Origin of the sequence: Halorubrum sp. GN11_10-6_MGM (assembly GCF_005435165.1) — an archaeon.
GTDB lineage: Archaea > Halobacteriota > Halobacteria > Halobacteriales > Haloferacaceae > Halorubrum.
The window spans coordinates 1-12956 of the sequence record NZ_SGUC01000032.1 but is presented as its reverse complement, the minus strand read 5'-3'; the positions used below and the strand labels follow the sequence as shown (position 1 = coordinate 12956).

The window sequence follows — 12956 nt, the reverse complement described above, 5'->3', positions numbered from 1 at the left end:
GACTGACCGGCCGCAGCCACCCAGATAAGAAGGCTTATTCGCGCCCGCGGGGGAACCGGTATTTATGGTAGCGATCGAGGTGCCGGAAGTCAACTACACCGACTACTCGAACCGGCAGCTCGCGGCGGTGCCGCTCGCGTTTCTGGTCCTCGCGTTGGCGATCATCGGCGGCTGGGTCGTCGCCACCGGTGCGCCGGCGAACCTCGGACTGGAGTTCACCGGCGGCGTCGAGCTGCGAGTCGCGGACGACGGGGGCAACGCCGAACAACAGATCCAGACGGCCTTCGAGCGGCAGCCCGACTCGGTCCGGACGATCGCCGGCGACGACGTGATCGTCGTCACGTTCCAGGCGGCCGAAGACGACCCGGAGGGACTCGCGAACGACCTCCAAGATCAGGCGGAGGCGGCGGGGTTGACCACGACCGCGGTCGATCAGGTGTCGCCGAGCTTCGCGAGCGACACCGCACGGACCGCGCTGTTCGGCGTCGCGCTCGCGTTCCTCGGGATGAGCGTGCTGGTGTTCGCGCTGTTCCGGACGTTCGTCCCCTCGCTGGCGGTCGTCGCGTCCGCGTTCTCCGACCTCGTGATTCCGATCGCGGCGATGAACCTGCTCGGAATCCAGATGACACTCGGGACGATCGCGGCGCTTCTGATGATCATCGGGTACAGCGTCGACTCGGACATCCTGTTGAACGACTCCGTGCTGCGCCGCACGGGCGAGTTCTACGAGTCGGTCAGCCGCGCGATGCGGACCGGGGTGACGATGACGCTCACCTCCATCGCCGCGATGGTCGTGATGGCGGTCGTCGCCTCGCTGTTCGGGATCGGCCTCCTGCGTGACATCGGTATCATCCTCTCGGTCGGGCTCTGCGCCGACCTGATGAACACGTACCTGCTGAACGTCTCGCTGCTTCGCTGGTACAAGTTCGAGGGGGTGGCCCGGTAATGCTCGAACCGATCAAGGAGAACTGGCGCATCCTGCTGCTCGTCGTCGTCGTGATCGGCTCCTCGGTGGCGCTGTTCGCCCCCGGGTTCGGGCCGGAGCCGGCGCCCGGCGAGAGCGCCAGCGAGGCCCAACAGGGGGTCACGAACCTCCAGTACGGGCTCGATCTGGCGGGCGGGACGCGCGTCCGCGCGCCGCTGTCGGGGTACACCGCCACCGACGTCGCGTTCGGGGGTGACACGCCGGGGACGGTCGCGGAGGCGGTCGCGGCCGAGCTGGAGAACGCCTCCGTCCGCAACGTCGGCGTCGTGCCCGAGGAGAGCGCGGTCGAGGTGACGGAGCCGTCCGTGACCGAATCGCAGTTCCGCGCGGCGATGGACGCGAGCGGGTACGAGTACGAGTCGATCCGATCCGGCGTCACGCAGGAGACGCGCGACGAGACGATGAGCGTCATCCAAGGGAAGATCAACGAGGCGGGCCTCTCCGGCGGGAGCGTCCAGCAGGTCCAGTCGATCACCGGCGAGTACTTCATCCTCGTCGAGGTCCCCGGACAGGGTCGTCAGGAGGTAATCGACCTCCTCGAAGAGCGCGGAACCGTCCGGATCGACGTCGCGTACCCCGACGGAAACGGCACCGCCGTTCAGGAGGGCGCGCTGATCCAGGACGACTTCGAGGAGATCGGGACCGCGGCACAGAGCGACCGCGGCACCGGCGCGTACGTCCCGGTCACCGTCCGTAACACCGCCGAGAGCGGTCAGTCGCCGGCACACGCGTTCCAAGACGCCGTCGCGCAGCGCGGCTTCGCCGACGCGTACCAGACGCAGGCGGACCGGTGCGGGTACAACCCGGAGACCGGCGAGATAGAGACGGTGAACGGGGATCGGAACCCGTGTCTCCTGCTCGTCGTCGACGGCGAGGTCGTCAACTCCTTCGGGATGGACCCCGGTCTCGCCGACAGCATGGCGGCCGGCTCGTGGGCCGACACCGGGAACTTCCGGCTCACGACCGGGGAGTTCGCCGAGGCGCAGACCATCTCGCTGAACCTCCGCGCCGGCGCGCTCCCCGCCGACCTCGACATCAGCGGCGAGGGGACCTCCTCCTCCATCTCGGCCTCGCAGGGGGAGAACTTCCGGACGTACTCGCTCGTCATCGGAGTGCTGTCCGTGTTCGCCGTCGCCGGGATGGTGTTCCTCCGGTACCGCGAACCGCGCGTCGCCCTCCCGATGATCGTCACGGCGCTGGCGGAGGTGTACGCCCTGCTCGGGTTCGCGGCGCTGCTCGGGTATCCCCTCGAGCTGGCGGTGATCGCGGGCTTCATCGCGGTCGTCGGGACCGGCGTCGACGACCTCGTCATCATCGCCGATCAGGTGATGAGCGAGGGCGAGGTGAACTCCCAGACGGTGTTCGACTCCCGGTTCCGGCAGGCGTTCTGGGTCATCGGCGCCGCCGCGGCCACGACGATCATCGCGATGTCGCCGCTGATGGTGCTCTCGCTCGGCGACCTCTCCGGGTTCGCCATCTTCACCATCCTCGGCGTGCTGATCGGCGTGCTGATCACCCGCCCCGCGTACGGCGACATCCTGCGGCGGCTGCTGACGGTCAGGTGAACCGAGTCGGCGCCGTCGGGGAACTCCGGCACCGTCCGGACGAACGACGGGAGGTGAGTGACGCATGACCGGCTACGCCGAGATCGTCGTCGTCGCGTTCGCGGCGCAGCTCGCGGTGCTGCCCGGCGAGAAGGTCCAACTGATGATCGCCGGGCTCGCGACGCGATACGACCCCAAGGTCGTCGTCGCCGCCGCGGGCTCCGCGTTCGCCGGATGGACCGCCGTCGAGATCGCGTTCGGGCGGGCGCTCCAGTCGGCGCTCCCGCCGGTCGCGCTCGACGCCGTGACCGCGGCGCTGTTCTTCGCCTTCGCGGTGGCCCTGTATCGCTCCGCACCGCCGCGCGGAGCGAGCCCCGAGACCGAGAGCGACGACGGGTCCGCCGCGTTCGAGGAGCTCTCGCTTCCGGGGGCGCTCGACCGCTACTCGGGGTCGCTCGGCGGCTTCCTGCCGATTTTTCTGCTCACCGCGACCGGCGAGTTCGGCGACAAGACCCAGCTCGTCACCATCGGGCTGGCGGTCCAGTACGGCGCGACCTCCGCGATCTGGCTCGGCGAGATGCTCGCGATCATCCCGGTGAGCCTCGCGAACGCGTACTTTTTCCACACGTTCGCCGGGCGGGTCGACATGCGGCTCGCGCATCTCGGCTCCGCGCTGCTTTTCGCCTTCTTCGGCGCCGACACCGTGTTGGCGATCGCGACCGGCTTCTCGGTGTGGGAGACGTTCGTCGGCGCGGTCGGCGGTCTCGCCGCCGGGCTGTTCTGAGGGCGACGTTCCGCGTACCGCCCTCTGTCCGGGGTCAGAACTCGTCTAACGCCGACTGCTCGGCGGCCGCGAGGACGTCGTCGCAGGTCGCCCACGACCGGCGGGCACAGTCGGGGAGATCTCCCGTCTCGGCGACGTACTCGCGGAGGAACGCCCGGGTTACCGGGTCGCTCGGATAGCCGCTCCCGAGCTCGTCGTACGCGGTGTACTCCGCGTCGATCTCGGCCATCGCGGCGTCGCGGGCCACCTTGGCGACGACGCTCGCGGCACCGACGACGGGGTCGTCCTCATCGGCGCCGTGGGCGGCCGTCACGTCGATCGACGGGAGCGGCTCGCCGTTTTCCGGGGGCTCGTTCCCGGCGTCGTTCCCGTTCCCGGCGTCGTTCCCGTTCCCGGCGTCGTTCCCGTTCCCGGCGTCGTTCCCGTTCCCGGCGTCGGTCTCGACGAACTCGCGGAGGCGCCGCGCGAAGCGCTCCTCGCTGGTGTCGCCCGCGTCCGCGACGACGCGGATCGGCTCGTCGATACCCGCCGCGACGCTCCCGGAAAGTGCGATCCGCACCGCACGCGCCTGTCCGCGGACGGTGAGTGTGTTCATGTCCGTGTCGGGCCGGTCGATCTCGGCGGGTTCGACGAAGGCGACGCCGACGGCGACGTCCGGGTCGCCGCTGAGGGCGCCGGCCAGCTCCTCGCGTCTGGCCGGCGCGACCCGCTTCGAATCGTCCACGTCGGCGGGGAGCGTCGCCGGATCGGCGATCACCGCCGCCGCGACCATCGGGCCGAGCGCGGGCCCCTTGCCTGCTTCGTCGACGCCGAGATACACGCGTGGCTGGTGGGCGTGCGAGCGGAAATAGCTTCAGAAAAGGCGCGACCTCAGTCGAGCAGGACCGCGCTGACCTGCCCGGTCTGGCCGGGACGGGAGGTGACCCGGGCGCGACCGGCGGACGTCTCGATGATGGCGCCCTTGGTGACGATGTTCCGTCGGGCGTAGTTGACGTTCGCGGGGTTGTCGACGACGTTCTCTATCTCCGCCTCGCTGACCTCGCCGTCGTCGGCGACCTGCGCGACGTTCGTCGAGAGCGCGCGGACCTTCTGGTCCGTGCCGCGGGAGTCGATGTACTGGAGTCGCGTTTCGCCGACCGTGGTCTCGGCGGGCTCGCGGCCAAGCTGGTGGCGCTTCTTGTTCGAGGCGTGCTTGAGTCGGCCGCCGGTCCGCTTGCGCGCGGAGCGTCCCTGGTCTTTCATACGGGTATGAACAGCCAGCGAATACTTGAAGCGTTCGACTCGTCCCGGCGGTCGCGGCGGCGGGAGCGGCGCCGCGAGCCGGTTCTAGGCGAACGCGCGCTCGAACGCGCGGACCCCCTCGTCGGTGCCGGCGACGACGAGTTCGTCGCCCCGCTCGATCCGCGTCTCCGGACCCACGTCGGTGACGAGCTCGTCGCCCCGCTCGACGGCGATGACGGAACAGCCGGTGGTCCGGCGGACCGCGGCCCCGCCGACGGTCCGACCGACCAGCTTCGGCGCCTCGCTCCGGACGACCTCGACGTGTGTGTCGAGCGAGATCACGTCCCGGTCCGTGAACACGGCCGACGCGGACATCCGTCCGGTCACCGTCGAGAGGGAGAGGACGTAGTCGGCGCCGGCCCGGTGCATCTTCGGCACGCTCTCGGGGTCTTCGACCCGCGCGAGAATCTCCACGTTCGGCGCCGAGTCCCGGGCCACGAGCGTCGCGAACTCGGTCGTCGTGTCGTCGGGGAGCGCGAGGACGACGGTGCTCGCGTCGGCAATGCCGGCGTCCAGCAGCGTCTCCGGGTCCGTCGCGTCGCCGACCACGTCGATCTCCTCGCCGTCCTCGCGGTCGACGACGGTCACCGGGATGTCGGCCGCCTCGAGGGCATCCGCGACGGTCGTCCCGACCTGTCCGTGGCCGACGACGACCGTCTCGCCCGCGGCGAACCGGCGGGCCGCCGAGTTGGTCAGGTCGACGAGCGCCTCGACCTGCGGTTCGGTCCCCGAAACGAGGAGGACCGTGCCGGCCGACAGCGTCGCGTCCGGCGGGGGCGCCGCCTCGAACGAGCCGTCGAACCACGCGCCGATCACGTCGACCCCGGTGCGTTCGCCGATCCGACTGCCCGCCAGCGTCGAGCCGGCGAGGCCGCTCCCGTGGTGGATCGACACCTCCGCGATCCGGAGCGAGTCGCCGATCTCGACCGCCTCGTCGAGGTCGGTCCGCACCGCCGTCGTCACCTTCGAGGCGAGGCGCTCGCCGAGCAGCGACCGCGGGGAGAGCACCTCGTCCGCGCCGGCGAGCCGGTGGTAGCGCTCGCGGGTCGGGTCCTCGACGACGCTGATCGCGCGGACGTCGGTCGAGAGCTCCTTCGCGGCGAGGACGATGCTCGCGTCGACCCGGTCGGAGACGTCGGTGACGAGGGCGCGGGCCGCACCGAGGCGCGCGCTTTCGAGCCCGGCGGTCGTCTCGGGGTCGGCGCGGACCACCCTGTGGCCCGCCTCGTACAGCGCCAGCGCCCGATCGGGGTCGGGTTCGACGACCGCGTATCGGACGTCCTCCGACTCGAACTCGTCTAAGAGCGCGTCCGAGCGCGTGGTGTCGGAACAGACCACGACGTGTCCCGACAGCTCCTCGTCCAGCGACCGGGGGACGGTCGTCGAGAACGCCGATTCGAGGACCGGGGTCGCGACGACGGGGAGCGCACCGATGAGCAGCATCATCCCGACGAGGTCCATCACGGCGACGAACGCGTGCATCTGCTGGCTCTGCCACGACGACGCGTCGCCGCCGAACCCGGTCGTGGTGAACATCTCGATCGCGAACTGGAACGACTCGATCAGGGTCCGGGGGTCGCTCTCGTAGACGCGCATCCCCCACCGGTACGCCACGGCGGTGAACGTGAGCACGACGCCGAGAAAGACCGTGTACGACACGACCCGCCGCTTCCACGTGTCCATCGACCCGCGATACGCCGCGGCCGTACAAAAACGGGCGGACTCGTTCGACGCGGTCCGTCCCGTCCGGGCACCGGCGCTTTCGGCTCCTCTACGCTTCGACGCTTTCGACTCGTCGGCCGGCCATCGACGGAACCGACTTGGGTCGCGTCGGACGGAAGTTCGATGGTTTAAGTTGTGGGGGCCGAACCGTCACGCATGGTGCGGGACCCGTCGCGAGAGCCGGAACCGCCGTCGGTCGACGAGGTGCTCGACGCGCTGGCCGACGACGCGGCCCGTCGGATCGTCGCGGCGCTCACCGAGCCGAAGACCGCGAGCGAGCTCTCGGAGGAGTGCGACATCCCCCTGTCGACGACCTACCGGAAGCTGGAGAAGCTCACCGACGCCTCGCTGCTGTCGGAGTCGACGGACATCCGGCGGGACGGGCAGCACACGACGCGGTACTCGGTGTCGTTCGACGCCGTTACCGTCTCGGTCGGCGACGGAGACGGGGGCGACTCGGACCGCCGCGAGTTCGACGTGGAGTTCTCTCGGCCCGAACGGACCCGAGACGAGCGACTGGCCGACCTGTGGTCGGAGCTACGAGAGGAAACATGACCCCCTACATCGACCTGAGCATCATCGTCGCAAAGACCGCCATCCTGGTACTCGGTGGCAGCATCACCTACTACGCCCTCCGCGCGTACGACCGGACCGGCGACCGGTCGCTGCGGGAGCTCGGTGTCGGCTTCGGTATCGTCACCGTCGGGGCGCTGCTGGGCGGCGTCTCCCACCAGATCATCGGCGCCGACCTCGCGGTCGGTATCGCCATCGACGGCCTCCTCACGGCGGTCGGGTTCGCCGTCATCGTCTACTCGCTGTACCTAGAGTGAGCGAGCGGGCGTTCGTGGGGCGAGCCCGCGGACTTTCGACGCGCGACGAACGGTACCCTTTTGCGGCGCTCGGTCGTCCGTTCACGGCATGAGCGACGCACGCGAGGAGCTCTCCCGCCGGATCGCCGGCGAAATTGCGCTGAGCGACGACCCCGGAGCGACCCTCCGGAAGTGGCGGACGGACTTCGACGTCTCGCAGACGGAGCTGGCCGACCAGCTCGGCGTCTCCTCGTCGGTCGTCTCCGACTACGAGAGCGGTCGCCGCGAGAGCCCCGGGATCGGCGTCGTCCGTCGCACCGTCGAGGGGCTGCTCAACATCGACGAGCGTCGCGGCGGCGGGCGCATCCGGCAGCACGCCCGGGTGCTCTCTGCCGGGTTCGAGAGCGACATCGTCCACGACCTCCGCGAGTACTCGACGGCGGTCCCCCTCGACGAGTTCTACGAGGCGATGGGCGCGACGGAGGTCGTCCGCGGCGACCACGACCACGTGAACGGCCACACCGTCATCGACTCGATCCAAGCCATCACGCGGCTCTCCAGCGAGGATTTCTACCGGCTGTACGGCCAGTCGACCAACCGCGCGCTCGTGTTCACGCGGGTGACCCGCGGCGAGTCGCCGCTCGTCGCGCTCCGGGTCGTGAGCCCGACCCCCAACGCGGTCGTCCTCCACGGGATCGAGGACGGCGACCTCTGGGACCACGCCGCCGACCTCGCCCGCGTCGACGGCGTCTCGCTAGCGACGTCGAACCGGGACCTCGACGACTGCCTCGCGGATCTCCAGGCGCTGTGAGACCGCCGCAGATCCGGAAGCCGAGCGAACCGCGGGTCTGAAACCGCCGGCGCCCGTCGGCCCGGGTATGAGCGACGACTACGCCGAGCGGCTCCGCGCGAACCGCCGGGAGAAGGACGACTTCTTCGCCGACCACCCGCAGTCGCCGATCCCGCCGGAACACCGCGACGAGTTCGACGGACTCGACTACTTCCCGCCTGATCCCGACTACCGCGTCGAGTCGACCGTCACGGTCCACGACGACCCCGAGCCGGTCGAGATGGAGACGACCGCGAGCAACCCGGTTCGGTACCTCCGGATCGTCACGTTCGAGTTCGAGATCGACGGCGAGGAACACGCGCTCGCGGGCTACCGACAGGAGGGCGACGACGGCGCCGTCTTCGTCCCGTTCCGCGACAAGACGACCGGTCAGCAGACGTACCACCAGGGTCGGTACATGGAACTGGAGCCGGAGAGTGAACTCGCCGACGGGGACCGCGTCACCGTCGACTTCAACCTCGCGTACAGCCCGTTCTGCGCGTACAGCGAGACGTTCTCCTGTCCGCTCCCGCCCGAGGAGAACTGGCTGGAGATCGTAATTCCGGCCGGCGAGCGGGCGCCCGACCTCGACTGACCGATCCGGACTGACTGAGGGGGCGGTCGCCCGCGACGGCGGCGCCGCTCAGGGGTCTGAAAATTCGAAGAATCGGGGTCCGGAACGCCCCGGAAGCGGTCCGCCGCGGCCGATTTATTCGAGCGTCTCGCTCGTGACGAGCGTGTCGTCTTCGAGGTAGTGCTCGATGTGGTGGCCGTGTTCCTCGACATCTTCGAGGATGTCGCGGAGCTGCTCTTCCGTGTTGTAGTCGCCGAGGTTGTTGGCGAGCTGGATGTGCTCGCGGAGCTGCTCGGTGATGTCGCCGAACATCTCGAGGTCGTGTTCGAGCGACGTCCGGATGTCGTAGGCGTCGGCGTCCTCGGGGGTCACCGGCGCGTGCTCCTCGTAGTTCGCGCCGCCGGAGAGCGGCACGCCGCCGAGCGCCTGCGCGCGTTCGGCGAGCACGTCGGCGCCCTCCTCGAGGTCGGCCGCGACCTCGCCGAGGTACTCGTGAATGTCGAGGAACTCGGCGCCCTCGACGAGCCAGTGGTGCTTTTTGATCTGGTGGTAGAGGACGTACGTCGCCGCGAGGTCGCTGTTGAGCGCGTCGACGAGCTGCTCGGCCTTCTCCTCGGGGACGCGGAGCGCTTCGCTCTCGTGAACGTCGCCGTATCGCTGACGGGCCTGCTTCTGGGTACTCATTTCAGCTTCACGTACGCGCGCGACCCACTTAATAGTTGCTACTGAGAAAACTACTCTTTCAGGATTGAAAAGATTATTTTCTATCCTCCGTCGACAGCGCCGACCAATTCCCGCTGCGCAGAGAGCGTCTCGCGGTCGAGGGTGGCCGTCAACGTCGCCCGCGTGCGGTCGAGTTCGGCTGCGACCGCGCCGTCGGGGCGCACGACGAGGGAGTTGCCGGCGTACGTCGCCTCGTCGGTCCCGCGCCCGCCGCCGGAACTCCCGGTGCGGCCGGCGCCGACGACCCACCTGACGCCGTCGAGCGCGCGGGCGCGACAGAGGAGCCGCCAGTTCGCAACGTGGTCCGCCGGCCACGCGCCGACGACCACGAGCGCGTCGACGGCGCGCTCCGCGAACCACGCGCTCTCCGCGACGAAGTTGAGGTCGTAGCAGGTCAGCAGACCGGTCGGTCCGGCCGGCGTCTCGACGACGACGCGCTCGCCACCGGGGGCGACCCAGTCGGCCTCGTCGGCCCAGAGGTGGCGTTTGCGGTAGACTGCGTGGCCGCCGCGGTCGGCGGTCGCGGCAGAGCCCTCGTCCGCGGCGCGGTCCGGCGGCAGTACGTACGCGGTCGCGTTGTAGACTGTCCCCGCGTCGCGCTCGGCGTAGCCCGCGACGACGGCGGCGTCGGCCGCCTCCGAAACGGATTCGAGCCGCTCGCGCGCGACTTCCCGGCGCAGCGCGGCCTCCCGGAGCCGCTCGTCGGCCGCGAACCCCGTGAGCGCGTACTCGGGGAACACGACTAGGTCGATCCCGTCCGGGAGGTCGGCCGCTCGGCGCCGGAACCGGTCGACGTTCGCGTCGACGCGGAGGTCGTCGACGGCTACCTGCGGGACGGCGACGGTCGGACCGTCGGCGGATCGGTCGCTCACGCCGGCGATTTCGGTCCGGGGGAGCAATAAGTCCGGGCTCGGGGGACGGCGGCGCGCCTCGGTCTCCCGACCGCGGCCGCAAGGACGATACGCCCGCGGCGACGACGACGTGGCATGACCTTCGCCGACCTGTTCGACCGCGCGGCCGCGACCGGCGGCGACCTCGACGAGGCGGACGTGCGGCGCGCGCTCGGCGACGTGCGGTCGGGAGCGGACCGGGCCGCTGACGGCGACGACGCATCGGACCGCGGAGACGTCGCCGCCGAGCCCCTCGATCCGAGTCCGGCCCGCGTCGTCGCCGACGCCGACGCGCTCGCGGCGGACCTCCTCGTCGGCGGCGACGCGCGCGAGGCGCTCGACGCGCTCCGGTCGCACGCGTGGACGGCGCTCGTCGCCAGCGACCCGCTCCTTGACGACGCCGAGGCCGTGATCGCGTCGCTCTCGGACCCAGAGCTGGCGGCCGACTGGCGCGCGGCGGCCGAGTCGTGGCGCGAGCCAGTGGCGCAGCCGCCGGGCGATCACCCCGCGCTGGCGTCCGCCTACCGCGGCGGCGCGATGCAGGTGGTGAGCCTCGATCCCTCGCTGACCGGGCCGCGGGCCGCGGCCGGGCTGCGCGACCGCCTCCCCGTGAGCGTCAGAGAGCCGCGGGCGTTCGCGGCGGTGTTCGATCCGGCGAAGCTGTACCCGGACGCCGTCAGCGGGGAGTACCCGGGACCCGACCGCGACCCGCGGACGATGGCCCCGGTCCGCGCCGACGGGGACCAGCACCGATAAACCGCCCCCGCCCGGACCGGAGATATGACCGACGCGGAGAGCGTCCCCGAACTCCCGGCCGACCTCGACGCGGTCCGCGACGCGCTCGTCGACTGGTACGAGACCGACCACCGCGAGTTCCCGTGGCGCCGCACCGACGACCCCTACGAGATCCTCGTCAGCGAGGTGATGAGCCAGCAGACCCAGCTCGATCGGGTCGTGCCCGCGTGGGAGGACTTCCTCGACGAGTGGCCGACGACCGCCGACCTCGACGCGGCCGACCGCGCCGACGTGGTCGCCTTCTGGTCGGACCACTCGCTCGGCTACAACAACCGAGCGAAGTACCTCCACGAGGCGGCCGGACAGGTCGAAGGGAAGTTCGACGGGTCGTTCCCGGAGGACCCGGACGGACTCTCCGAACTGATGGGCGTCGGCCCGTACACCGCCAACGCGGTGGCGTCGTTCGCGTTCGACAACGGCGACGCCGTCGTCGACACCAACGTGAAGCGGGTGCTGTACCGCGCATTTTCGGAAATACATGATGCTGATGAACCAGACTACGAAACCGTTGCGAGCGCTCTTATGCCGCCCGGAGAATCCCGCGTCTGGAACAACGCCATCATGGAACTGGGTGGTGTCGCCTGTGGGAAGAAGCCCCGCTGTGACGAGGCGGGCTGTCCATGGCGCGAGTGGTGTCACGCCTACCAGACTGGCGATTTCACCGCGCCCGACGTGCCCGAGCAGCCGAGCTTCGAGGGGAGCCGCCGGCAGTTCCGCGGGCGGATCGTCCGGCTGCTCGGCGAACACGACGAGATGGACCTAGACACGCTCGGCCACCGGATCCGGGTGGACTACGCGCCGGACGGCGAACACGGCCGAGAGTGGCTCCGCGGGCTCGTCGACGACCTCGCTGACGACGGGCTGGTCGAAACCGAGAGGGACGGCGACGACGCGGTCGTGTCGCTGCGGCGCTGAAAACGCGGGTTCTGCGGCCGCCCGGATCGCCGCGGGAACCGTCACCCGTTTATTACGGGAGCGGGAAGGGTCGACCATGAGCGAGACCGTCGACGCGGACCTGTACGCCCGGACGAAGGCCCTCTTAGAGCCCGGCGACATCGAGCTGCTGGGCTGTATCGTCCACACGGACCTCGACGGGCAACAGGACTTGGAGATGCACGAACTGACGGTCGCCGCCAACGAAGTCATCGCCGACCACGCGGGCAAAGGCGAGACGTACATCGAGGCGGGCAACGACGACACGGACTTCTCGTCGAACCAGTTTCAGGGGCTGACGCTTGACGGCGAGGAGTTCGTCTGGGAGTGTCAACAGCTGCTCCGCGACGGCGCCTTCGACATCGTGTTCTACTACGAGGCGACCGTCGATCAGGAGGCGCTCGCCGCCGATCTCTCGGAGCTCGACGGCGTCGAGCGCGTGACGCAGGTTCCCTGAGCGGGAGCGACGACGACGACCAGATCCGACACCCGTGAGCGACACCGTCCTGATCCCCGGCGGCCGCGACGTGCGCGCCACGCTCGACTCGGCTGCGAGCGACGGCGCGGGGGCCGAGAGCGAAGGAGAGGGCTCCGGCGGCGCGCCCCGCGCCGACGCGGTCGTCGTCGCCTGTCCGCCCCACCCGCAGCAGCGCGGCCACCGCGGCGACGAGCGGCTGGTCGCGGTGAGCGACGCCCTGACCGAACGCGGCGTCGACTGCCTCCGGTTCGACTACGGCGACTGGGACGAGGGGTACGGGGAGACGACGGACGCTGACGCGGCGGTGGAGTGGGCGCGCGAGCGCTACGACCGCGTCGGACTGTTCGGCTTCTCGTTCGGGGGGACGGTCGCGCTCGTCGCGGCCGCGTCCCGTCCCGACCTCGCGGCCGTCTGCGCGCTCGCGCCGACGGCGCGCCTGAACCCCGACGCGGACGCGGTCGCCGCGCTCGACGACCTCGTCGCGCTCGGCGTACCGACGCGGGTGATCTACGGGACTCGGGACTCGACCGCGGAGTGGAGCCCCGTGGTCGAGCGGGCGGGGGAACTGGGCGTCGAGACGGTGCCGTTCGAGTCGGACCACTTCTTCGT

16 protein-coding genes are annotated in these 12956 nt (G+C 70.3%); 11 read left to right on the top strand and 5 right to left on the bottom strand.

All coding sequences use genetic code 11. The annotated features are described in order from the left end of the window. The first annotated feature begins 64 nt into the window (after window positions 1-64). The 3 genes from secF (at window position 65) to EXE46_RS13285 (ending at window position 3313) form a co-directional block, all read left to right on the top strand. Window positions 65-946 (top strand): protein translocase subunit SecF, encoded by an 882-nt coding sequence (gene secF / locus EXE46_RS13295; protein ID WP_137688868.1) that lies wholly within the window; start codon window positions 65-67, stop codon window positions 944-946. Beyond that, on the top strand, window positions 946-2550 hold the full coding sequence (locus EXE46_RS13290) for a preprotein translocase subunit SecD (protein WP_137688867.1): 1605 nt from the start codon (window positions 946-948) through the stop codon (window positions 2548-2550). The genes secF and EXE46_RS13290 overlap by 1 nt, the downstream gene beginning before the upstream one ends. 64 nt (window positions 2551-2614) lie before the next feature. Continuing rightward, window positions 2615-3313: a TMEM165/GDT1 family protein gene (locus tag EXE46_RS13285; protein ID WP_137688866.1), complete on the top strand. Its 699-nt coding sequence runs from the start codon at window positions 2615-2617 to the stop codon at window positions 3311-3313. Between the two features lie 34 nt (window positions 3314-3347). Here the strand turns inward: EXE46_RS13285 and EXE46_RS13280 are convergent, their stop codons facing one another. The 3 genes from EXE46_RS13280 to EXE46_RS13270 all read right to left on the bottom strand — a co-directional run bounded on the left by EXE46_RS13280 (window position 3348) and on the right by EXE46_RS13270 (window position 6277). Continuing rightward, window positions 3348-4133, bottom strand: a complete 786-nt coding sequence (locus EXE46_RS13280; protein WP_137688865.1) for a ribonuclease HII — start codon at window positions 4131-4133, stop codon at window positions 3348-3350. 50 nt (window positions 4134-4183) lie between these two features. Further along, the gene (locus EXE46_RS13275) at window positions 4184-4555 is read right to left on the bottom strand and encodes a 30S ribosomal protein S8e (RefSeq protein WP_137688864.1); all 372 of its coding nucleotides are present in this window, start codon (window positions 4553-4555) and stop codon (window positions 4184-4186) included. An 84-nt stretch (window positions 4556-4639) separates the two neighbouring features. Beyond that, window positions 4640-6277 carry a TrkA family potassium uptake protein gene (locus EXE46_RS13270; protein ID WP_137688863.1) on the bottom strand — a complete coding sequence of 546 codons (1638 nt, stop codon included), beginning with the start codon at window positions 6275-6277 and terminating at the stop codon, window positions 4640-4642. A 195-nt stretch (window positions 6278-6472) separates the two neighbouring features. On the opposite strand from EXE46_RS13270, the gene EXE46_RS13265 reads away from it, so the two are divergent. The 4 genes from EXE46_RS13265 (at window position 6473) to EXE46_RS13250 (ending at window position 8549) form a co-directional block, all read left to right on the top strand. After that, window positions 6473-6871, top strand: coding sequence for a helix-turn-helix domain-containing protein (locus tag EXE46_RS13265; RefSeq protein ID WP_137688862.1), 399 nt, complete (start codon window positions 6473-6475; stop codon window positions 6869-6871). Further along, a complete protein-coding gene (locus EXE46_RS13260) occupies window positions 6868-7146 on the top strand; it encodes a hypothetical protein (protein ID WP_137688861.1) in 279 nt (92 codons plus the stop codon). The genes EXE46_RS13265 and EXE46_RS13260 overlap by 4 nt, the downstream gene beginning before the upstream one ends. 88 nt (window positions 7147-7234) lie before the next feature. Then, window positions 7235-7936 (top strand): helix-turn-helix domain-containing protein, encoded by a 702-nt coding sequence (locus tag EXE46_RS13255; RefSeq protein ID WP_137688860.1) that lies wholly within the window; start codon window positions 7235-7237, stop codon window positions 7934-7936. 67 nt (window positions 7937-8003) lie between these two features. Next, window positions 8004-8549 (top strand): DUF1684 domain-containing protein, encoded by a 546-nt coding sequence (locus EXE46_RS13250; protein ID WP_137688859.1) that lies wholly within the window; start codon window positions 8004-8006, stop codon window positions 8547-8549. Between the two features lie 114 nt (window positions 8550-8663). Here the strand turns inward: EXE46_RS13250 and dpsA are convergent, their stop codons facing one another. Next, window positions 8664-9212: a DNA starvation/stationary phase protection protein DpsA gene (dpsA, locus tag EXE46_RS13245; protein ID WP_137688858.1), complete on the bottom strand. Its 549-nt coding sequence runs from the start codon at window positions 9210-9212 to the stop codon at window positions 8664-8666. A gap of 80 nt (window positions 9213-9292) precedes the next feature. Beyond that, window positions 9293-10123: a carbon-nitrogen hydrolase family protein gene (locus EXE46_RS13240; RefSeq protein WP_137688857.1), complete on the bottom strand. Its 831-nt coding sequence runs from the start codon at window positions 10121-10123 to the stop codon at window positions 9293-9295. Between the two features lie 114 nt (window positions 10124-10237). On the opposite strand from EXE46_RS13240, the gene EXE46_RS13235 reads away from it, so the two are divergent. From EXE46_RS13235 to EXE46_RS13220, 4 genes are all read left to right on the top strand, one after another. Further along, complete coding sequence (locus EXE46_RS13235) at window positions 10238-10897, top strand: hypothetical protein (protein WP_137688856.1); 660 nt, start codon at window positions 10238-10240, stop codon at window positions 10895-10897. Between the two features lie 24 nt (window positions 10898-10921). Beyond that, a complete protein-coding gene (locus EXE46_RS13230) occupies window positions 10922-11851 on the top strand; it encodes an A/G-specific adenine glycosylase (RefSeq protein ID WP_137688855.1) in 930 nt (309 codons plus the stop codon). Between the two features lie 76 nt (window positions 11852-11927). Then, on the top strand, window positions 11928-12326 hold the full coding sequence (locus EXE46_RS13225; protein ID WP_137688854.1) for a DUF5778 family protein: 399 nt from the start codon (window positions 11928-11930) through the stop codon (window positions 12324-12326). 34 nt (window positions 12327-12360) lie between these two features. Beyond that, window positions 12361-12956 (top strand): CocE/NonD family hydrolase (locus EXE46_RS13220; protein WP_137688853.1); only part of this gene is annotated, 596 nt, incomplete at its 3' end.